This window comes from Streptomyces sp. NPDC104313, from assembly GCF_055583985.1.
Genome location: NZ_JBVJMW010000012.1, coordinates 168,102 through 187,391 on the forward strand (window position 1 = coordinate 168,102; position 19,290 = coordinate 187,391).

General features: G+C 72.2%; 24 protein-coding genes. 7 read left to right on the forward strand and 17 right to left on the reverse strand.

What is annotated here, in order from left to right; translation table 11 throughout:
- Positions 1 to 80 precede the first annotated feature (80 nt).
- Together ACZ60Q_RS26205 and ACZ60Q_RS26210 are read left to right on the forward strand one after the other, a co-directional pair.
- Positions 81 to 935, forward strand: a complete 855-nt coding sequence (locus tag ACZ60Q_RS26205) for an alpha/beta fold hydrolase (RefSeq protein ID WP_469639322.1) — start codon at positions 81 to 83, stop codon at positions 933 to 935.
- 119 nt (positions 936 to 1,054) lie between these two features.
- On the forward strand, positions 1,055 to 1,867 hold the full coding sequence (locus ACZ60Q_RS26210) for a phosphotransferase (RefSeq protein ID WP_469639325.1): 813 nt from the start codon (positions 1,055 to 1,057) through the stop codon (positions 1,865 to 1,867).
- Between the two features lie 69 nt (positions 1,868 to 1,936).
- Here ACZ60Q_RS26210 and ACZ60Q_RS26215 read toward each other — a convergent pair whose 3' ends face one another.
- Positions 1,937 to 2,647 carry a TetR family transcriptional regulator gene (locus tag ACZ60Q_RS26215; RefSeq protein ID WP_469639328.1) on the reverse strand — a complete coding sequence of 237 codons (711 nt, stop codon included), beginning with the start codon at positions 2,645 to 2,647 and terminating at the stop codon, positions 1,937 to 1,939.
- A 19-nt stretch (positions 2,648 to 2,666) separates the two neighbouring features.
- Positions 2,667 to 3,479: a TetR/AcrR family transcriptional regulator gene (locus ACZ60Q_RS26220; protein ID WP_469639331.1), complete on the reverse strand. Its 813-nt coding sequence runs from the start codon at positions 3,477 to 3,479 to the stop codon at positions 2,667 to 2,669.
- A 157-nt stretch (positions 3,480 to 3,636) separates the two neighbouring features.
- Here ACZ60Q_RS26220 and ACZ60Q_RS26225 point away from each other — a divergent pair, with 157 nt between their 5' ends.
- Positions 3,637 to 4,641 carry an ATP-binding cassette domain-containing protein gene (locus tag ACZ60Q_RS26225; protein WP_469639334.1) on the forward strand — a complete coding sequence of 335 codons (1,005 nt, stop codon included), beginning with the start codon at positions 3,637 to 3,639 and terminating at the stop codon, positions 4,639 to 4,641.
- Positions 4,634 to 5,470, forward strand: coding sequence for an ABC transporter permease (locus ACZ60Q_RS26230; protein ID WP_469639337.1), 837 nt, complete (start codon positions 4,634 to 4,636; stop codon positions 5,468 to 5,470). Before ACZ60Q_RS26225 ends, ACZ60Q_RS26230 begins: the two co-directional genes overlap by 8 nt.
- A gap of 120 nt (positions 5,471 to 5,590) precedes the next feature.
- Here the strand turns inward: ACZ60Q_RS26230 and ACZ60Q_RS26235 are convergent, their stop codons facing one another.
- The 3 genes from ACZ60Q_RS26235 to ACZ60Q_RS26245 are packed head-to-tail and all read right to left on the reverse strand — an operon-like array spanning position 5,591 to position 8,559.
- Positions 5,591 to 6,841, reverse strand: coding sequence for a GNAT family N-acetyltransferase (locus ACZ60Q_RS26235; protein ID WP_469639340.1), 1,251 nt, complete (start codon positions 6,839 to 6,841; stop codon positions 5,591 to 5,593).
- A 24-nt stretch (positions 6,842 to 6,865) separates the two neighbouring features.
- The gene (locus ACZ60Q_RS26240; RefSeq protein ID WP_469639342.1) at positions 6,866 to 7,852 is read right to left on the reverse strand and encodes an asparaginase; all 987 of its coding nucleotides are present in this window, start codon (positions 7,850 to 7,852) and stop codon (positions 6,866 to 6,868) included.
- 50 nt (positions 7,853 to 7,902) lie between these two features.
- Positions 7,903 to 8,559, reverse strand: coding sequence for an RsiG family protein (locus ACZ60Q_RS26245; protein WP_469639344.1), 657 nt, complete (start codon positions 8,557 to 8,559; stop codon positions 7,903 to 7,905).
- A gap of 116 nt (positions 8,560 to 8,675) precedes the next feature.
- Between ACZ60Q_RS26245 and dtd the strand changes: the two genes are divergently transcribed.
- Positions 8,676 to 9,125 carry a D-aminoacyl-tRNA deacylase gene (gene dtd / locus ACZ60Q_RS26250; RefSeq protein ID WP_469639347.1) on the forward strand — a complete coding sequence of 150 codons (450 nt, stop codon included), beginning with the start codon at positions 8,676 to 8,678 and terminating at the stop codon, positions 9,123 to 9,125.
- Between the two features lie 23 nt (positions 9,126 to 9,148).
- Here the strand turns inward: dtd and ygfZ are convergent, their stop codons facing one another.
- From ygfZ to ACZ60Q_RS26270, 4 genes are all read right to left on the reverse strand, one after another.
- Positions 9,149 to 10,114 (reverse strand): CAF17-like 4Fe-4S cluster assembly/insertion protein YgfZ, encoded by a 966-nt coding sequence (ygfZ, locus tag ACZ60Q_RS26255; protein WP_469639350.1) that lies wholly within the window; start codon positions 10,112 to 10,114, stop codon positions 9,149 to 9,151.
- Positions 10,115 to 10,123: 9 nt separating this feature from the next.
- Positions 10,124 to 10,564: a Fur family transcriptional regulator gene (locus tag ACZ60Q_RS26260; protein WP_469639357.1), complete on the reverse strand. Its 441-nt coding sequence runs from the start codon at positions 10,562 to 10,564 to the stop codon at positions 10,124 to 10,126.
- Between the two features lie 53 nt (positions 10,565 to 10,617).
- Positions 10,618 to 11,190, reverse strand: coding sequence for a heme-binding beta-barrel domain-containing protein (locus tag ACZ60Q_RS26265; RefSeq protein WP_469639364.1), 573 nt, complete (start codon positions 11,188 to 11,190; stop codon positions 10,618 to 10,620).
- Positions 11,191 to 11,470: 280 nt separating this feature from the next.
- Positions 11,471 to 12,139: a hypothetical protein gene (locus ACZ60Q_RS26270; RefSeq protein ID WP_469639367.1), complete on the reverse strand. Its 669-nt coding sequence runs from the start codon at positions 12,137 to 12,139 to the stop codon at positions 11,471 to 11,473.
- A 28-nt stretch (positions 12,140 to 12,167) separates the two neighbouring features.
- Here ACZ60Q_RS26270 and ACZ60Q_RS26275 point away from each other — a divergent pair, with 28 nt between their 5' ends.
- Entirely contained in the window at positions 12,168 to 12,530 is a 363-nt protein-coding gene (locus ACZ60Q_RS26275; protein WP_469639370.1) for a DsrE family protein, read from the forward strand.
- Positions 12,531 to 12,573: 43 nt separating this feature from the next.
- Here ACZ60Q_RS26275 and ACZ60Q_RS26280 read toward each other — a convergent pair whose 3' ends face one another.
- The 8 genes from ACZ60Q_RS26280 to ACZ60Q_RS26315 all read right to left on the reverse strand — a co-directional run bounded on the left by ACZ60Q_RS26280 (position 12,574) and on the right by ACZ60Q_RS26315 (position 18,095).
- Entirely contained in the window at positions 12,574 to 12,843 is a 270-nt protein-coding gene (locus tag ACZ60Q_RS26280) for a DUF3099 domain-containing protein (protein WP_469639374.1), read from the reverse strand.
- Between the two features lie 150 nt (positions 12,844 to 12,993).
- The gene (locus ACZ60Q_RS26285; protein ID WP_003968135.1) at positions 12,994 to 13,281 is read right to left on the reverse strand and encodes a DUF1416 domain-containing protein; all 288 of its coding nucleotides are present in this window, start codon (positions 13,279 to 13,281) and stop codon (positions 12,994 to 12,996) included.
- A gap of 39 nt (positions 13,282 to 13,320) precedes the next feature.
- A complete protein-coding gene (locus ACZ60Q_RS26290) occupies positions 13,321 to 14,160 on the reverse strand; it encodes a sulfurtransferase (protein WP_469639378.1) in 840 nt (279 codons plus the stop codon).
- A gap of 164 nt (positions 14,161 to 14,324) precedes the next feature.
- Positions 14,325 to 14,405, reverse strand: coding sequence for a putative leader peptide (locus ACZ60Q_RS26295; protein ID WP_350310325.1), 81 nt, complete (start codon positions 14,403 to 14,405; stop codon positions 14,325 to 14,327).
- A 285-nt stretch (positions 14,406 to 14,690) separates the two neighbouring features.
- Complete coding sequence (locus tag ACZ60Q_RS26300) at positions 14,691 to 15,380, reverse strand: LmeA family phospholipid-binding protein (RefSeq protein ID WP_469639381.1); 690 nt, start codon at positions 15,378 to 15,380, stop codon at positions 14,691 to 14,693.
- A gap of 141 nt (positions 15,381 to 15,521) precedes the next feature.
- Entirely contained in the window at positions 15,522 to 16,928 is a 1,407-nt protein-coding gene (locus tag ACZ60Q_RS26305; RefSeq protein ID WP_469639384.1) for a hypothetical protein, read from the reverse strand.
- 10 nt (positions 16,929 to 16,938) lie between these two features.
- On the reverse strand, positions 16,939 to 17,193 hold the full coding sequence (locus ACZ60Q_RS26310) for a MoaD/ThiS family protein (protein WP_469639387.1): 255 nt from the start codon (positions 17,191 to 17,193) through the stop codon (positions 16,939 to 16,941).
- 59 nt (positions 17,194 to 17,252) lie between these two features.
- The gene (locus tag ACZ60Q_RS26315; RefSeq protein WP_469639390.1) at positions 17,253 to 18,095 is read right to left on the reverse strand and encodes an alpha/beta hydrolase; all 843 of its coding nucleotides are present in this window, start codon (positions 18,093 to 18,095) and stop codon (positions 17,253 to 17,255) included.
- A gap of 365 nt (positions 18,096 to 18,460) precedes the next feature.
- Here ACZ60Q_RS26315 and ACZ60Q_RS26320 point away from each other — a divergent pair, with 365 nt between their 5' ends.
- The gene (locus ACZ60Q_RS26320) at positions 18,461 to 19,288 is read left to right on the forward strand and encodes a winged helix-turn-helix transcriptional regulator (RefSeq protein WP_469639393.1); all 828 of its coding nucleotides are present in this window, start codon (positions 18,461 to 18,463) and stop codon (positions 19,286 to 19,288) included.
- Positions 19,289 to 19,290: the final 2 nt, after the last annotated feature.

Below are 19,290 nucleotides of genomic sequence, written 5' to 3' on the forward strand. Positions count from 1 at the left end.
CTTCAGGTCGGTTTGGGCAGCGTCCCCCTCGTCTCGATCCTGGACCTTGTACCGAAGATCGTTCTGTTGGAGGCTGAGGTATGCCGAATCAACCGACGTTCGTCCTTGTCCACGGGGCCTTCACAAGTTCGTTCTCGCTCGCGCCGCTCCAGGCCGAACTCGCCCTGCTCGGGCACCGCTCGGCCGCGGTCGACCTTCCGGGGCACGGATTCGAGGCGACGTTCCCGGCGTCCTACCAAGCCCCCCAGGATCTCGACGCCCTCGCCGCGGAACCGGGAGGCATCAAGGGAGTCACACTCGCGGAGAACGCCGCCCGCGTGATCGAAGTCCTCGAACGGGCCAGGCGGAACGGGCCCACCGTCCTCGTCGCCCACAGCAGGGGCGGCATCACCGCCACCGCTGCCGCCAACGCCCGGCCCGACCTGATCGACCGCATCGTCTACGTCTCCGCCTGGTGCCCCGTCGATCTGAACGTGGACGGCTACTACGCCCAGCCGGAGATGGCCGACGTCGACGCGGGAGCCCTCACCGCCGCGCTCGTCGGGGATCCGGCCGAACTCGGGCTGCTGCGATTCAACTTCCGTACGGCCGACCCGACGGCGCTCGCCGTGCTCAAGCAGGCCTTCGCCGCCGACCTCACCGATGACGAGTTCCGGACCTTCCTCAACACCTTCCAGCCCGACGAGAACCTCGACGGCGGTACGTCCGACGACCGGGCCCAGGCCGCGACCTGGGGCCGGGTGCCCAGGACCTATGTGCGTCTGGCCTCCGACGCCAGCCTTCCGCCCGCCTTGCAGGACCGCATGATCCGCGAGGCGGACACGCTCACACCCGACAACCCCTTCGATGTCCGGACGCTCGAAGGAAGCCATCTGCACTGGCTCGTCCACCCCAAGCCCGCCGCCGAGCTGCTCGTCGGCCTCGCAGCGCTCTGACCTCCCGGCGGCCGGTCGACCGTTTCGCAGGCGGAGGCCGGCCGGCAGGAGCCCGGGGTCGGGTCGGGGTCGGGCCCGACGACCGGGCCGGTGCGGAACTCGGCCCACACATCAGCGCGTTGAGCCCGATTGACCGGGACCCGGAGGTGCTGTCCGGGGGACTGGTCAACGCGGGAGCCGTCCTCCGTCACGGTGACGCCGTCGAACGCCCCGCGCCGCCGCATGCCGCCCTCCTGCACGCCCATCTCCGAGCCCTCCGGGAGCAGGGGTTCGACGGTGTTCCCGTACCCCTGGGAGTCTCCGCCTCCGGGCGCCGCGAGTGGCTCTCGTACGTCCCCGGCGAGGTCGCCGTCGCCCCGCACCCGCCCTGGGCCTGGACGGACGGGTCCCTGCGCTCCGTGGGGGCGCTGCTCCGGCGTATGCACGAGGCGGCGGCGGCCGTCCCGTCCGGCCGCGAGACCGGCCGGCAGGCCCGCTGGCCCGCCGACCTGGCCGACCCGGAGGGGGCCGCGGCTCCCGGCGCGGTGGTCTGCCACAACGACGTGTGCCTGGAGAACGTGGTGTTCCGGGACGGCCGCGCCGCGGCCCTCATCGACTTCGATCTGGCCGCGCCCGGCCGCCCGGTGTGGGACGTGGCCATGGCGGCGCGCTACTGGGCGCCGATGCGGGGCCGCGCCGGCCTCGACCCGTCGCACCGCCTGCGCGTCCTGGCCGACGGCTACGGACTCGGGCGCACGGACCGGGCCGCCCTGCCCCGGGTGATCGAGCAGGCCACCGCGGTGTGCCGGGCGTTCGTCGAGCGGCGGGTGGAACGGGGGGACGCGGCGTACTCGGCGGCGTACGAGGAGAGCGGGCGCGCGGTGTGGGACCGGCACCAGACCTGGCTGGCGGACCACCGCCGCGCACTGACCGCGGCCCTGCTCGCCGACTGACCACCGCGGACCGGCCGGTACCTGTCACCGACCCGGCCGAAGCCCGGCCTGCGGACCGTCGAACGCCCCTCAACCACGCGGCCCCGGTCCCGGCTCCAGGCCCGTCCGCAGCTGGACGAACGCCTGCTCGGCCGCTCGCACCGCGGACGCGTGGACCCGGTCCGCGCTCTCTCCCGCGTCGATCCGCCGCCAGTTCTCCAGGGCCAGGATGCGCAGGACGGCGACGATCTGCCCGGCCGCGAGCCGTCCGGGCAACCCGCCGCCGAGGACGTGCGCCAGCGCCGCCTCGGAGCGGCCCTGGTAGGCGTACATGCGGGCGACCAGCGACGGCGTTCCGTACAACAGGCGGTGAAACTTCAGCACTTCGGGTACGTCGCAGAGCCCGGTCACCGGGTCGCGCCGGTCCAGGCCGTCGAGGAAGTGGCGACGCAGGGCACCCAACGGGCTCTCACTGGGCGACCGTTCGGCGACCACCCGGGCCGACTCGTCCTCATGGTCGGCGAACCGGTGCAGCACCAGGTCCTCCTTGGCGGGGAAGTACCGGAAGAGCGTCGGCTTGGAGATGTCCGCCGCTGCCGCCACCTCCGCCACGGACACCTTGTCGAAGCCGCGTTCCAGGAACATCGCGATGGCCGCGTCGGAGACCGCCTGATAGGTCAGCCGCTTCTTGCGCTCCCGCAGACCGACCGGCGCGGGGGGACGCTCCGGCGCCCGGCCGGGAGCCCGCGCACCGGCCCCGCTCCCGGGATCGCCCCCGGCCTTCTCTCCGCTCATGACCATGAAGCGTACGCCCCCGGCCTCAAGCGGATTCGACGCCGCCGGAGGAGGAGCCGGAGACGCCGGGGGCACCGGCCGCCCTGCGGATCAGCGCCTCCACCCCGTCCAGCAGCACGCCCATGCCGAAGTCGAACTCGTAGTCCGCCTCGTCCGGCTCACTCATCACCCCGGTCTCCAGCTGCCGGGTGATCCCGGGGTGCCGCTCGGGGTCGACGAGCCGTTTGAGGGTGCGTTCGTGGGAGGCGGCCAACTCCTCGGGCGTGATCCCGCGCGCGGCGACAGCGGCCTTCAGGTCGCTCATCATCAGCGCCTCGCTGCGCACGAAGTTGGAGACCAGCAGGATCACCGAGGTCTTGTCGCCCTCGCCGAGTCCGCTGTCCCCCAGCGCCTGGAGCCCCTGTTCCCACCACGCGATCGAGTTCGGGGTCGCGGGCGGGCCTCCGATGGGGATCCGGAGCGCCCAGAGGTGGCCGCGGTAGCGCTCGCGCTGCGTGGACGCCCATTCGATGAGCGCCGCCCGCCAGCCCGCACCCGCCTCCAGGGCGGCCAGGGGCTCCGGCGGACCGACGGCCGCCTCCTGCATCAGGACGTACAGCTCGTCCTTGGCGGAGACGTACCGGTACAGGGACATCGTGGACGCGCCGAGCTCCTGGGCGACCCGGCCCATCGACACGGCCGCGAGTCCGTCGGCCGCCGCGACGCCCACCGCGGCGGCCACGATCCGCTCCAGGCTCAGGCCGGGCTTCGGGCCCTTGGCCGGGCGGTCCCGCAGCCCCCAGGCCGCCTCCAGGCTGGCCGGCAGGTCGCTGCCGCCCGAGCCGCTCTTCTCCGTCACCGCATCCCCTTCACCCGGCATCCCGGCCACGCCACCGTCACGCCGCCGTCATACCGCCGTAAAACGCCCCGCGCCCCCGTGCGCCTTGACCTCATCCTAGAGATGCGTAATGCTTACGCAGTAACGCGTATGCCATACGCAGAAGGAGACCCGAACCATGACCGGCCCGATCAGAACCACCGGCAACGGCGGCGGCGACGCCTACGGCGCCCACACCATCGAGGTGCACGGCCTCACCAAGTCCTACGGAGAACCCGCCGTCCGGGTCCTCGACGGCATCGACCTCCTGGTCGGGCGCGGCACCGTCTTCGCCCTGCTCGGGCCGAACGGGGCCGGCAAGACCACCACCGTGCGGATCCTCGCGACGCTGACCGAGGCCGACTCCGGTTCCGCCCGCATCGCGGGGTACGACGTCGTCGCCGAGCGAAGCTCGGTGCGCCGGTCGATCAGCCTCACCGGCCAGTTCGCCGCCGTGGACGAGACCCAGACCGGCGAGGAGAACCTGCGGATGATGGCCCGGCTCACCGGGCTCTCCCGGGCCGCCGCCCGGCGCCGGGCCGGGGAACTGCTGGAACGCTTCGACCTCACCGCGGCGGCCCGCCGCCCCGCCCGGACCTACTCCGGGGGCATGCGCCGCCGCCTCGACCTGGCCGCCGGGCTCGTCGGATCGCCGGAGCCCGGGGTGTTCTTCCTGGACGAGCCGACCACCGGCCTCGACCCGCGCAGCCGCCAGGAACTCTGGGAGGTCGTCCGGGAGCTGGCCGGGCGCGGGGCGACCGTCCTGCTCACCACCCAGTACCTGGAGGAGGCCGACCGCCTCGCCGGCCGGATCGCCCTGCTGAACCGCGGCCGGATCGCCGCCGAGGGCACCGCCGCCGACCTCAAGTCCCGTGTCGGCGGCCACCGTCTCGACCTGGTCCTCACCAGCAGCGAGGCGTACCTCCGGCTGGCCGGGCGGGCCGTCCACCACTCCCCCGAGACCCTGACGCTCGGCCTCCCCACCGACGGCTCGGCGGCCCAGGTGCGCGCCCTGCTCGATGAGATCGACCCCATGGGCCGCGAGATCGAACGCTTCAGCCTGCACAGCGCGACCCTCGACGACGTGTTCCTGGCCCTGACCTCGAACGCGCCCACGACCCCGGAGGCATCCACCCATGTCTGACACCGCCGTTCAGCGCAGAAGCGCGGCCCGGCTCCCCGACGGGGCCGCCCACGCCTCCGGCCGGGGGCCCGGCCCGCTCACCCACACCGCCGTCCTGACCGGCCGGGCCCTGCGCATCAGCCGCCGCAACATCGACGCGCTGATCATGTCCCTGGCCCTGCCGGTCATGCTGATGCTGATCTTCGTCTACTTCTTCGGCGGCGCGATCGACACCGGGACGGACTACGACTCGTACGTCATGTACGTCGTCCCGGGCGTCCTGCTCCTGTCCGCCGGGTTCGGCGCGGCGACCACCGCCACCGCCGTCAGCGAGGACATGAAGGGCGGCATCATCGACCGCTTCCGCTCCCTGGACGTGGGCGGTACGCCGGTGCTCGCCGGACATGTGGCGGCCAGCACCGTCCGCAACCTCTGTGCCACCGCCCTGGTCTTCGGCGTCGCGCTGCTGATCGGATTCCGCCCCGCCGCCTCCTGGGACGGCTGGCTGCTGGTGGGCGTCGTGCTGATCGCCTACATCGTGGCCCTGTCCTGGATCTCCGCGGCGATCGGCCTGCTGGCCCGGACCCCGGAGACGGCGAGCGGCTTCACGTTCTTCATGTCGTTCCTGCCCTACCCGAGCAGCGCGTTCGTCCCGACCGACTCGATGCCCGACTGGCTGCACGGCTTCGCCGACCACCAGCCGATCACCCCGGCCATCGAGTCCCTGCGCGGGCTGCTGCTCGGCCAGGAGGTGGGCAACACCCCCTGGATCGCGCTCGCCTGGGCCGCCGGGATGCTCGCCGTGGCGATCGGCGCCTCGGGGACGCTGTTCCGGATCCGGACGCGCTGAGGCCCGTAACCCATAACAGGGACGTGCGGCTGCCCGTACAGGGGACGCGCTGACCGCCCGCCCCGGTCAGCGCTCCCCCGAACGGCTCAGAACACGTCCGGGCACCACGGACCCAACCGCTCAGAACACATCCGGGCACCACGGCCGCCGGCCCGTACGGAACATCGCGTCCGCCGTCGTCGCCGCCCCCGCCCGCGACTCCTCGGCGCGGCCCAGGTCCACCAGCCGGCGCGCCGACTCGTCGCCCAGATACAGGGTGGCCAACTCCGCTACGCCCAGCGCCAGATCGGCGCTCCGGGTGGTCGGGACGCAGCGCGCGCCGGCGTCCGACGCGTCCAGCAGGAAGCGGCCGCCGGCCAGCCCCGCGTCATCCCGCACCTCCAGGACGAGCGACGCCTCGGTGCCGTAGGTCCGGGCCTCCAGGGCGCGCGGCACGTCCAGCATCCGCAGCCACAGCCAGTCCATGGCCGTGACCACCCGGGCCGCGCGCGGGTCGGGGAGCAGCAGCGGGAGCAGGTCGTCGGGGGCCCGGTTGCCGGAGCGGACCGTGGTGATCCAGTCGATCGAGCAGAGGTAGTGCCACAGGGCCCGTTCGGCCACCGGGTTCAGCGCGATCATGTCCCGTACGGTGGCCGTGTTCAACGGCTGCCCGGCGTCGCCCCACGTGCTGTCCGCGCCGTACACCATCAGGCCGTCGACCGTACCGTCGGCGGCCCGGTGCACGACGTAGAAGGGCTCGGTCCACTTCTCGTGGGCCGAACTGGGCGCGACCCCCGTGTGCTGCCGCCACCAGCGCTCGTCGCGGGTGACGACGCCCGGCTGCCGGGCCGCCAGCGCTCCATGCACCTCGGGGCCGATCTTGCGGATGTCGGCGCCGTCGACCATCTCGACGCGGCCCCCGCCCTCCGGCTGCCCGGAGCGGCGCGGGTCGAGGCCGGCCCGGTGCACGGAGACCTCCCACACGGAGGTCCAGGCGGCGGGGCCGAAGCCGTACCGCCCGTAGATCGGGTACTCGGCGGCGATCAGCGAGGCGACGGACTCCCCGCGCTCCTTGGCCGCCGCCAGGTCCGTCGCCATCATCCGGCTGAGCAGTCCGCGCCGACGGTGCGTGGGCGTCACCGTCACGCCGGTGATCGCGTCGGCCGTCACGGTGGCCCCGCCGACCACCGTCAGCTCCTGGGCGAACGAGCGGAATGTCGCCACACAGCGCCCGGCCTCGAAGGCTCCCTGCATACGGGAGAGGTCGGCGTCGGCGAACCGGTCCGCGACCAGCTCCTCACTCGGTGTGCCCGCCGTGAGGAAACCGGTGGTCACCGCCCTCATCCAGTCGGCGGTCTCGGACGGGGTGACGGTGCGGACATCAAGACTCATTCCCCCACGCTAGGCATGCGCCCCTCAGAATGTCGCGCGAATTTCCCCGACCTCCGCCGCCCCGCCCAGCAGCGGCGAGCGTCCGATCCGGGCGACCACCGGGGCGGCCACGCCCAGCAGCCCCAGGGCACGGGCCAGCACCGGGCCGAGCGCCCGGACCGACCCGTCGTCGATCTTGAAGGCGAGGGCCCGGCCGTCGGCCAGCGCCACCGCCTGGACCGCCTCGGCGCCCATCTTGGAGAGCGTCCCCGGCACCTCGCGCATCAGCCAGGTGTCCGGACGCCGGGTGCCCGCGACGTACTCCGGGTGGGTGCGCATCGCGTCCGCGACCCGGCGCTCGGCGCTCCCGGGCTCCGCCAGCACGAAGGACCGGAAGGCGCGGGCCAGGCCGGTCAGCCCGATCGCCATCAGCGGGGCCCCGCAGCCGTCCGTGCCGAGCGCCGCGACCGGCTCGCCCGCCGCCTCGGCGACGACCCGGCCGACGAGCTGCTGGAGCGGGTGGGCGGGGTCGAGATAGGTGGCGGTGTCCCAGCCGTTGCGGACGCAGACGGCGAGCATCGCCGCGTGCTTGCCGGAGCAGTTCATCGTGATCCGCTCGCGTACGTTCCCGCTCGCGAGGTAGGCCTCCGCCTCCGCCGGGTCCAGTGGCAGGTCCGGCGGGGTCTGGAGGTCGGCAATGCTCAGCCCGTGCTCGGCGAGCATCTTCCGCACGAGGGCTAGGTGGAAAGGCTCCCCGGAGTGGCTCGCGGCGGCCAGTGCCAGCCGTTCGCCCGAGAGGTCGAGGCCGGCCCGCAGGATCGCGGCGGCCTGCATCGGCTTGTTGGAGGACCGGGGGAAGACCGGCGCCGCCGGATCGCCGATCGCCCGCTCCACGCTGCCGTCGGCGGCCAGCAGGACCAGCGATCCCCGGTGGTGCCCCTCCGTGAACCCGGAGCGCACGACCTCGGCCAGGACGGGCGGGGCGGGGGCCGGGGCGGAGGATATGACGGACGGGGCGTCGGTGGACGTCATGGTGGCCTTCCGGGGACGGGGGTGCGGGACCCGCGCCCGGAAGGATCGCTTCAGGCGAGCAGGTCCTCTACTTGTGCTTCCCCGTCACGGTACCTGCGGGCCATCTCCGCGCCGCAATCGTCGGCGGTGCGCTGGAGCTCGTGACGGCGGCGGGAGACCTGCTGTTCGTAGCGGACGAGCCGCCCCATCGCCGTGTGCAGTTCCTCGTCCGTCCGGGCGTCCAGATCGGACAGCTCGACCTCGGCGAGGTTCTCGGCGGCCAGCTGCCGGAACTCGTCGCCGCGCGGCGTCGTCAGCGTGACGTGCCGGGCGGAGGAGCGGTGCCGGGACGGGGCGTCGGCCAGGATCTCCGAGAGCCGGCTCACCACCGCCGCGTCCTCCACCGGTGCCTCCGGATCCTGGCGGCGGGCCAGTTCGGCGCGCAGGATGTCGATCCGGCCCTGCACCAGCCGGCGTACGTAGCTCAGATCGGCCTCGTCGCGCTGGGCGTCCCGGCGCAGCGTCCGCAGTTCCGGCAGCCGCAGCCCGCCGAAGCCCGCGTCGCCGCCGGTCTGTCCGGGCACGGTGGCGGCTGCCGCGGGCTTCGCGGGCGGCAGCACGACACCCTGCGCGGGCAGACTGCGCTGTACGGGTGACCGCAGGGTGTTGGTGCGGTGACGTGCGCCCGGTACGGCACCGGGAGATTGTCCGGTTCCATATGTACTCATGCTGTTCCGTCCCCTCGACCGGTGTGTCGGCACACCGGTCATCGTGCATCGTGCCACTCCGCACGGTGCCGATGCAGGTGCTCTGTACCCGTTCAGCCCAAGATAGGTTGGTCTGTATGCGTGCAGTGGTGCAGAGAGTGGACGGCGCGAGCGTCTCCGTCGCCGGGACGACCACCGACCCCTCGGCCTCCGGAATCGTCGGGGAGATCGTCGGCGAGGGCCTGTGTGTGCTGGTCGGGGTCGCCCATGACGACACCCCGGAGAAGGCCGCGCGGCTGGCCCGCAAGCTCTGGTCGGTGCGCGTCCTGGAGGGCGAGAAGTCCTGTTCGGATGTGAACGCGCCCCTTCTGGTGATTTCTCAGTTCACTCTCCACGGGGACGCCCGCAAGGGCCGCCGGCCCACCTGGAACGCCGCCGCGCCCGGCGAGGTGGCCGAACCGCTGGTGGACGAGGTCGTGGCACGGCTGCGGGCGCTCGGGGCGCATGTGGAGACGGGCCGGTTCGGAGCGGACATGCGGGTCTCGCTCACGAATCACGGCCCGTTCACGATGATCATCGAGGTGTAGCCGTACGGAACCCGGCACCGGGTCTACGGTTCGACGACCGTCTCCTGGGCGGCCGCCGTGTCCCCGGCGAGCAGCTCCGCGTCGACGGCCACGTTCCGCTTGACCAGAGCGAGGGCGATCGGGCCCAGCTCGTGGTGGCGGGCCGATGTGGTGATGAAGCCGAGCTGGCGGCCCTCCTGGCCATCGGCCGCGAGCCGCACCGGCGTCCCGTGTCCGGGGAGGTGCACCTCGCTGCCGTCCAGGTGCAGGAAGACGAGCCGGCGCGGCGGCTTCCCCAGGTTGTGGACGCGGGCCACCGTCTCCTGCCCCCGGTAGCAGCCCTTCTGGAGGTGGACCGCGCCGCCGATCCAGCCCAGCTCGTGCGGGATGGTGCGGTGGTCGGTCTCGAAGCCGACCCGCGGCCGGTGGCCCTCCACGCGCAGCGCCTCGTACGCCAGGATCCCGGCGGCGGGACCGTTGGCGGCGGCGTACGTCTCCAGGTCCGCGCGCGGCAGGAACAGGTCCCGGCCCTGCGGGGTCTCCCTTACGGTCGCCCCGTCCGGGGCCCGGGCGATGGAGCCGGCCGGGAGGTGGACCACGGCGGTGTCGCCGGTGCGGTCGGCGACCTCGACCCGGTAGAAGAACTTCATCGACTCCAGGTAGGCGATCAGGTCGCCCTGGGTGTCCGGCTCGACGTGCATCCACACCGTCGTGCCGTCGTCCACCAGGTACATCGCGTGCTCGATATGCCCGTTGGCGGACAGGATCAGCGCCTCGGTGGCCTGGTGCGGGGGGAGGTCGCTGACGTGCTGGGTGAGCAGCAGGTGCAGCCAGCTCAGCCGGTCGTCGCCGGTGACGGCGACGACGCCCCGGTGGGAGAGGTCGACGAAGCCGTTGCCGTCGGCCAGGGCGCGTTGCTCACGGAACAGGTCGCCGTAATGCGCGGCGACACCTTCGTCACGGCCTTCGGCGGGGACGGCACCGGGCAGGGACAGCAGGGGGCTCTTCATACGCCCAGCCTACGACTCGGGCGCGGCGCTCCTCGCAGCCGTACAGTCCTGGCACCGGCCGAAGATCGCGAAGTGCTTCATATCGGTCTCGAAGCCGAAATCGGCGCGCAGCTTCTCGGTGAACTCGGCGACGACGGAGAGATCCGCCTCGATGACGTCCGCACAGTCCCGGCAGACCAGGTGGATGTGGTGGTGCCGGTCGGCCAGGTGGTACGTCGGAGCGCCATGCCCCAGATGGGCGTGGCTGACCAGCCCGAGCTCCTCCAGGAGCTCCAGGGTCCGGTACACCGTGGAGATGTTCACGCCGGACGCGGTCCTGCGCACCTCGCACAGGATGTCGTCCGGCGTCGCGTGCTCCAGGGCGTCGACCGCCTCCAGGACGAGCTGACGCTGAGGCGTCAGCCGGTAGCCGCGCTGCCGAAGATCGGTTTTCCAGTCGGTGCTCACCACACGCCCAGTCTAGGGCGTGCGGTCAAACCCCTCCCGGTCTCCGCCCGGTGCGGCTACTTGAAGAACGCGATGCCGTCGTCGGGCATGTCCTCGAGGTTCCGCGCCATCTCGGCGACCTCCTCGGGGGTGACGACCTTCTTCAGGTGCGCCGACATGTACGGGCGCAGCTCGACCTCGGGGGTGGCCTTCTCGCCGACCCACATCAGGTCGCTCTTGACGTACCCGTAGAGCCGCTTGCCGCCGCTGTACGGGCCGGAGGCCGCCGTGCGGGCCACCGCGTCGGTGACCAGGTCGATCTGCGGCTTCTGGTCGGCCAGCTCGCCGTACCAGATCTCGATGACGCCCTGGTCACGGGCCATGACGACCTCGACCTTGCGGTCCTTGTCGATGCGCCAGTAGCCGCTCTCCGTCTCCAGCGGCCGGACCTGCTTGCCCTCGTCGTCCAGGACCCAGGTGTGGGAGACGTACTCCAGGAAGTCCCGGCCGTCCTGGCTGAAGGTGACTTCCTGGCCGAAGTTGCACTTCTCGGCGCCGGGGAAGTCGGACACGCCCGCGCCCGCCCAGTTGCCGAGGAGGAAGGCCAGCGGGACGAGGTCCGGGTGGAGGTCGGACGGAATCTCGATCATGAGCGGCTCAGACGATCTGTGAGGGTGCGGGAGGTGGTGGGCGGGAACCGTGGAGCGGCGCGGGTCAGCGCTGGCCCTGGTACAGCTTCTTCACGGTGAGCGCGGCGAACGCGGTGACGCCCACGGCGACCAGGATCAGCAGGGCGGTGAAGAATGCCTCAAGCACAGGGGGCTCCTCGTGACGAGCGGGTGGCGGCGGTGACAGGGCCTGGCCCCCAGCCTAATGGCTGGGGGCCAGGCCTTCTCGTCCAGGTGTCGGCCGGGGGACGCCCCGCCGGTCTCAGGCGAGCAGCTGGTTCTGCAGGATCAGCGTCTGCTGGAAGGGGACGCGGTCCGTCTCCCGCTTCCCGGCACGCTCGTGCACGACGAGGGCGACGGTGTCCCCCGCCAGGGTGTACGCCTGCCGGACGTGCTCGGCCCCGAAGGGCGCCTGCTCGGCGAAGACGAACGAGGAGAGGTTCTCGATGTCGTTGTCCGAGCCCCAGTTGTCGTCGAACTCCGTGGTGTCCGCGCGCTCCAGCGGCGTACCGGCCGAGTAGCCCACGTTCAGGTCGTCGACCATACGGCTCGCGAACGCGATCGAGTTGAACCGCACCAGGTAGATCCGCGACGTCGTGCCGTCGGGCATGGTCCAGCCGCGTGCCGCGATATGGCGCGGGGCGGCGTCCGCGAGGAGCTGGGCCACCGACTCGTACGCGATGCAGGTGACGCCGTCGAGGGTGCGCTTGTCGCCCTTGGGCAACCGGTAGCAGGTGACCTTCTCGTGGCCGTCGATAGACGGCCCCTCGCGGAGGACGTCGAAGGAGTCCAGCACCTTCTTGCGGTTCAGGTACGCCGCCCGGACCGCCCGCTTGTCCCGCATCTTCATGACCTGGACGTTCACGACGAGGTCGTTGGCGTCCGAGGCGTACGAGCGCTGCGCGATGCCCTGGATACGGAGTTTCTCCACGGCGTCCCGGACGATTACAGTTCGACATATGCCGAAGAAGCTTGTGATCAAGGTGACCGCCGGGCCCGAGGCCGCGGAGCGCTGCTCACAGGCCTTCACCGTGGCCGCCGTGGGCGTCGCCAGCGGTGTGGAGGTCTCGCTCTGGCTGACCGGCGAGTCCTCGTGGTTCGCCCTGCCGGGCCGGGCCGCCGAGTTCGAACTGCCGCACGCGGCCCCGCTGCCGGACCTGCTGGACTCGATCCTGGCGGGCGGCCGCATCACCCTGTGCACGCAGTGCGCGGCCCGGCGCGACATCACCGAGAAGGACGTGCTGGAGGGCGTGCGGATCGCGGGCGCGCAGCTCTTCGTGCAGGAGGCCATGGCGGACGGCGCCCAAGCGCTCGTCTACTGACCCGTCTGCATCTTCCCCACGCCCCGGGGCGTCGAGGCCCGTCTCAGTGGCGCTTCCTGTCGTCCGGCTCGTCCGGCCCCGCGTCCCGGCCCTCGCCGGGCTTCTCGTCCCCGGAGGGGTCGTCCCACCAGTAGTCGTCGGGACCCCGCCGGTTGGCGACGATCGCCGCGATCGGCGGGATGACCATGGCGACCACGCACATACCGATCGCGACCGGTACGGACCACAGGCGCACCACCGCCCAGGCGGACACGAAGAGCGTGATGCATCCGCCCATCATGAGGAAGTAGATCCGCCTGCGTCGGGCGTACATGCTTCCAGCGTAGGACTCCTCGGGCCCCTCGCCCACCCGGTGGGGACCCGGACGGCACGAAGGGCCGCACCCCGCGTCAGGTGGCGTCCAACCCCCTGGGGTGCGGCCCTTCGGCCGTTCCGCGTGCCGCACGGAACGGCGCTCCGTGGATCAGACGGCGATGGCGACCTCGGAGAGCCCGCCGGTCTGCGCGACGACCGTGCGGTCGGCGCTGCCGCCGGGAACGAGGGCGCGGAGCGTCCAGGTGCCTTCGGCGGCGTAGAACCGGAACTGTCCGGTCGCCGAGGTCGGGACCTCGGCGGTGAACTCGCCGGTCGAGTCCAGCAGCCGCACGTAGCCGGTGACGGGCTCGCCGTCGCGGGTCACGCTGCCCTGGATGGTGGTCTCACCGGGCTTGATCGTCGAAGCGTCGGGGCCACCGGCCTGTGCTCCACACATGGTTCTGTCCTTCTGGTCGGGTCGTGCGGGGCGGTCGGACTACTTGGCGGGGCCGAGCTCGATCGGCACGCCGACGAGGGAGCCGTACTCGGTCCAGGAACCGTCGTAGTTCTTGACGTTCTCCTGGCCGAGCAGCTCGTGGAGCACGAACCAGGTGAGCGCGGAGCGCTCACCGATGCGGCAGTAGGCGATGGTGTCCTTCGCCAGGTCGACCTGCTCGTTCTCGTAGAGGGCCTTGAGCTCGTCGTCCGACTTGAAGGTGCCGTCGTCGTTGGCGTTCTTCGACCACGGGATGTTGCGGGCGCTCGGCACGTGGCCGGGGCGCTGCGACTGCTCCTGCGGGAGGTGGGCCGGGGCGAGCAGCTTGCCGCTGAACTCGTCGGGCGAGCGCACGTCGACCAGGTTCTGGCTGCCGATGGCCTTGACGACGTCGTCGCGGTAGGCGCGGATCGACTCGTCCTGCGGCTTGGCCGTGTACTGGGTGGCCGGGCGCTTCGGGACGGCGTCGGTCAGGTCGCGTGAGTCGAGCTCCCACTTCTTGCGGCCGCCGTCGAGGAGCTTCACGGGTCCGTGGCCGTACAGCTTGAAGTACCAGTAGGCGTAGGAGGCGAACCAGTTGTTGTTGCCGCCGTAGAGGACGACCAGCGTGTCGTTGCCGATGCCCTTCTCGCTGAGCAGCTTCTCGAAACCGGCCTGGTCGACGAAGTCCCTGCGGACCGGGTCCTGGAGGTCCTTGGTCCAGTCGATCCGGATCGCGTTCTTGATGTGGTTCTTCTCGTACGCCGAGGTGTCCTCGTCCACCTCGACGATGGCGACCTGCGGGTCGTCGATGTGGGCCTCGACCCAGTCGGCGTCTACCAGGACGTCGCTGCGGCTCATGTTGTTCTCCTCCGGGGCAGTCTGCGGCGGTGTGGTGCGAGATGCGGAGTTGCTGGGTGCGGGTGTACGCGCGGAGGCACGGAACGCGGCGCGTACGGGGCACGGCGCCGACCCTGACGACGGTCGAGGGGCCGGGGGGAAACGGGACGGTGCGAACGCCCCGCTCAGAACGTGCGACAGAGCATGGCGGCGACGCGGCACAGGTCTACTGCCCGCCGCTTCGTGAGATCCGCCTGTCGCTTCATGGGTCCGATCGTAGGGAGGTACGGACGGAGATGTCACCGTCGTATCGCATGCCGAGACACGATCATCCGTGATGTGAGACGGAGAAGGGGTGAACGGGCTACGGATCCCGCGCGGGGCTCCCTCGGTCCTTCCCCGCATCTGCGGACCGGACACGAACGTCTCACTATCCGGATAAGCCTGATCGGCAGGTCCGGTTGGAGGGGTCGGGGGAGGCCGGGGAGGATCGCCGTCGGGAGGCCGGGGCGGTCGGGAGGCCAGGGCGGTCGGGAGGTCGGGGCGGTCGGTCAGCCCGTCAGAGAGACGTCCGAGCCGGTCACCGAGATCTCCAGGCCCTTCTCGGTCGCCTTGACCTCCCGGAGCTCCAGGCCCTTCGGCAGCCCGTCGATGTCGCCCTGGAAGTCGGTCCTCTCGCGGACCAGTTCCTCGACGCCGGGAAGCCCCTCGCCCGGCACCTCGTCCGCGCGCACCTTGATCGTGTGACCGTCGACGCGGGTCACGGTGGACAGCACGCTGCGCGAGATCGGCCGGCCGAGGATCTCGACCGTGCCGGTGACCTTCGCCTTGCCGTTGCCGCCGTACTCCACGACGACGCCGTCGCCGGCCGCCGCCGTCAGGTCTTCGTAGCTGACGAGCGCGGTGCCGGTGGCGCGGGCGGCCGTGGCGCTCCGGTAGCCGGCGCCGAGCTTCACGTCACGCAGTTCGGCCCGGACCTCGCTGACCCGTATCGCGCGGCCGGCGGCGCGGGTCTTCATGCCGGTGAGCTCGACGTCGACCCGGTCGAGACGCGAACCGGCGAGCTGCGTGAGGAAGGGGAAACCCTTGACCGAGATCTCCGTCGTGGCGGGCCCGCCCCCGCCGATCGTGACCCGGTCCTCGGCCTCGGACTCGGCGAAATAGACGGCCGCACGGTCGACGGCGAGGAAGAGGCCGCCGAGCACCACCACCAGGACCAGCAGTATTCGCAGCGCGCGCATGTGTCGTTCCCCCACCTGTGCCGATCGGTCCCCCGGCGCCCGTGAGCCTGCTGGTGCAGGAGAGGACGCCCTAGGTGATCGACGACCGACGGCCCCCGATCGGTTCCCGAGGTGCCGTCGGCGCCGGTGGCCGTGCGGCGGTCAGAGGATGGCGCGGCCGACCAGATAGACGGCCGGCGCCGCCACGGTCAGCGGCAGCGCCACCCCGGCGGTCATGTGCACGAACCGGGACGGGTAGTCGTAGCTCGCCACCCGCAGCCCGATGAGCGCGCACCCGCCCGCCGCGAGACCGAGCAGCACACCCTTCGCCCCGAAGTCGGTCATATTGCCGAAGGTGAGGCCCGCGCCCGCACCCGCGAGCAGGGACACCGCGAGGGAGGCCGCGCCGGGCAGCGGAAGGGCACGGACGAGCGCGGCCACCGCGACGGCCGCTCCGCCGACCGTCACCGCGTCCGGGACGGCCGCGAGGTATCCGCCCGCGAGCACCGCGAGGGACGCCGAGACGACCGTGGCCATCAGGCCGTACATCCGCTCGTCGGCCCCCGCGTGGCTGCGGAGCTGGAGGACCACGGTGAGCAGCACCCAGACGCCCAGGGTGCCCAGCAGCGCGGCGGGGCCGTGCTCCCGGCCCGCCGCGAGCAGGACGACGTCGCCGACCAGGCCCCCGGCGAAGGCGAGCGCGATGCCCTGGCGGGCGGGCCACATGCCGTTGAGTCGGAACCATCCGGCGGCCGTCACCGCCTGGAGGAGCACCACCGGGACGAGCAGGGCGTACGGCCCGATCGCCGCGCCCCCCGCGAGCAGCAGGCCGAGCACGGCGGTGAGCACCGCCGGCCGCATCCCCGGCGCGATGATCGGCGAGCGCCCTTCCGCGCGGGCCCGCTGGGCGTCGGTGAGCCGGGCGTTGCCCAGCGTCGTGGGCGCGCCGTAGCCCGTGTCGCCGGCCTCCGGCCGCACGGTCACGGGCTCGGGGGCGGGTACGGATGGGGCGGGGGCGACGGGCACGGCCGGGACCTCGGGCGGTAGCGGGAAGGAGCCCGAGGCCCCCTGGGGCGGCAGATAGGCGGTGTCGGCCGCCGAGGGCCGGTACGGCTGCTGCCCCTGCCCCTGCCCCTGCGGTTCCCGATACCGCGGCTGGTGCTGGTGCGGCTCCTGGTACTGCGGCTGGTGCTGGTGCTGGTACGGATCCTGGTACTGCGGCTGCTGATACGGGGAGTGCGGCTCCGGTGTCCCGTACGGACCCGGCTGCTGCTGTCCGTACGGACCCGGCTGTGGCGTCCCGTACGGCCCCGGCTGCGGCGTCGGCGTCCCGTAGCCCTGCGCCTGCCCCTGCGCCCGGTGCTGTTCCCCGTCCGGGCGGATCGTCGGCTGGTACTGCGTGTCCCAGGTCGGCGCCTGCCACGTCTGCGTCGCGCCCTGGTCGAAGGCGGCCGGGTCCTGGGGCGCGGCGGACTGCCCGGCCGTCCCGTCGGGCCAGTGCGGCGACGCCGGCCGCTGCTGCCGCTCGGGGTCGTACGGATACGGGTACTGCTGATCGCTGCTGCTCATGGCCTGCGGTTCACCCTCCTGCGAACGGCGGGAGCACCTCGACCGTGCCGCCCTCGGCAAGGCGTACGCTCTCATGCCCGCGGGTCCCGACGGGGTTCCCGTCGATGAGGAACGAGCACCGGCGGAGCACCTGGCTCAGTTCGCCGGGATGCCTCTCACGCACCGCGTCGAGCGCCTCGGCGAGGTTGTCCGCCGCGTACGGTTCCTCCGCGGTGCCCGCCGCGGCCTTGGCCGCGGCCCAGTAGCGGATCGTCCCCGCTGCCATGGCGCCACTCCTTCGGGTCGGTTCGTCGGACGCCTCGTGCGTCAGCTCTCCATGATGGGTCACGCGGGCGGTGCGGCCGTCGCCCAGTCGGCGATACGGGCCAGCAGGGCGTCGTCCGCCGCGTTCTCGGCGTGGCCCATGCCCCGTTCCAGCCACAGCTCCGCGCCGCCGGGACCGGCCGCCTCCGCCAACGCCCTCGGATGATCCAGCGGGAAGTAGGGGTCCCGGTCCCCGTGCACGAGCAGCAGCGGGACCGGGGCGATGAGCGGGACAGCGGCCACCGGGGAGAGCGGCACGGGGTCCCACTCCTCGGTCGCGATGCGGGTACGGAGCCCGTAGCGCCCGACGAGGCGGCCCGAGGGGCGGGTGACCACCCAGTGCAGTCGGCGCATCGGGGCCGTCCCCCGGTAGTACCAGCGAGCGGGAGCGCTGACGGAGACCACCGCGTCCGAGTGCGCCCCCGAACTCCCAGTGCGCCCCACGCGCGCCGCCACCCGAACGGCCGTACGCCCCGCCACGGATTCCGCCGTGTACAGAGCGCCGTGCCGGAGCACCACCGAGCCGCCCATCGAGAACCCGACCGTCACCACCCGGGAGTGCCCCAGCTCCCGCGCCCAGGCCACCGCCGCGGCCAGGTCCAGCACCTCGCGGTCGCCCACCGTGGAGCGCCCGCCGGACCGCCCGTGGCCCCGGAACGAGAACGTGACCACGGCCGCGCGCCGGGCGAAGACCCGGGCGGCGCGCCGTACGGCGGGGCGGTCGGCCGAGCCGGTGAAACCGTGCGCGACGACGATCACGGGCGCCGCCGCGGGCCCCTCGGCCGCTTCGTCCCCCGGCGTCCCGGCACCCGCCGTACACGGTTCGTACACCGCCTCGACCGGCACGCCGTCATCGGTCAGCAAGGTGGCGCACCGCGAGGGAGGCGTGAGCAAGGGAACAGAAGAACTCAGGAATCGGCCCTCGGGCACGGAACTCATGTGGGCTATTGTGCTGCGGAGAGGATCCGGGCAATGCAGCCCCCGGGTCCTTTTGTGCTTTACCAGCGTTGTTACGACGACATTTCCACAAGCTCAGCGGTCCCAGGGAGCGGGACCGCACCGTAAGACATGCGTGCCGCGTGACACGTGACGCATGACGTACGAAGCAGTGCCGCATACTCCCCCGGGTCCGACCCGGGAGTGCCCCTTTCGCAGGGAACGAGGAGGACCGACGTAATGGGCGAGCGAACCGTGCAACACGATCGACCGAACCGGGCAGGTGACCGGCGATGAGTTCACTGCTGCTGCTGACGAACGCGCTCCAGCCGTCGACGGAGGTGCTCCCCGCCCTCGGCCTTCTGCTCCACAGCGTGCGGGTGGCCCCCGCCGAGGGCCCGGCCCTCGTGGACACCCCGGGCGCCGACACGATCCTCGTCGACGGGCGGCGCGACCTTCCGCAGGTCCGCTCGCTCTGTCAGCTGCTGCGCTCCACGGGGCTCGGCTGTCCGCTGATCCTCGTCGTCACCGAGGGCGGTCTCGCGGCCGTCACCGCCGACTGGGGCGTCGACGACGTCCTGCTGGACACGGCGGGACCCGCCGAGGTCGAGGCCCGGCTGCGGCTGGCCATGGGCCGTCGGCAGATCGCCTCCGACGACTCCCCGATGGAGATCCGCAACGGTGACCTCTCCGTCGACGAGGCGACGTACAGCGCGAGACTCAAGGGCCGGGTCCTGGACCTGACCTTCAAGGAATTCGAACTCCTGAAATACCTCGCCCAGCACCCGGGCCGGGTATTCACCCGCGCCCAGCTCCTCCAAGAGGTCTGGGGCTACGACTACTTCGGCGGTACGCGGACGGTCGACGTCCATGTACGGCGGCTGCGCGCCAAGTTCGGCCCCGAGCACGAGTCGCTGATCGGCACCGTGCGCAACGTCGGCTACCGCTTCGTCACGCCGGAGAAGCCGGAGAAGGTCGAGCGTGCGACGGAGGAGGCCAAGGACCGGGCCGCGGCACAGCGGCTGCGCCGGTCGAGGGAGACGGAAGCCGTTGCCCGTTCGGAGCGGTCCACGGCCACCGGGACGGCCGAAGAAGCCCCGGTGGAGGCTGCCAAGAGGTAGGT